Origin of the sequence: Belnapia mucosa (assembly GCF_016775475.1) — a bacterium.
Classification (GTDB): Bacteria; Pseudomonadota; Alphaproteobacteria; order Acetobacterales; family Acetobacteraceae; genus Belnapia; species Belnapia mucosa.
The window spans coordinates 1-240 of the sequence record NZ_JAEUXJ010000145.1 but is presented as its reverse complement, the minus strand read 5'-3'; the positions used below and the strand labels follow the sequence as shown (position 1 = coordinate 240).

Here is a 240-nt window from a genome sequence, read left to right as displayed (position 1 = left end):
GACGATCATCGTCAAGGATGGAGTGCGCATCGGTGTCGTCGGCGCTGTCACCCACGACCTGCCCTCCCTGGTCTCCCCCGCCGGCATTTCCAACCTCACCATTGGTGATCCGGTTAAGGCTGTGAATGCCGAGGCCAAGCGTCTCAAGAGCGAGGGCCTGGCCGACGTCGTCGTTGCCGAATACCACGAAGGCGCTGCCGACGGTTCCGGGGATGCCGCCAGCCAGGGCGGCAACTTCGC

General features: G+C 65.0%; 1 protein-coding gene. It reads left to right on the top strand.

What is annotated here, in order from left to right; all coding sequences use genetic code 11:
- Nucleotides 1-240: hypothetical protein (locus tag JMJ55_RS30705; protein WP_202829380.1), on the top strand; the 240-nt coding region annotated here is incomplete at both ends.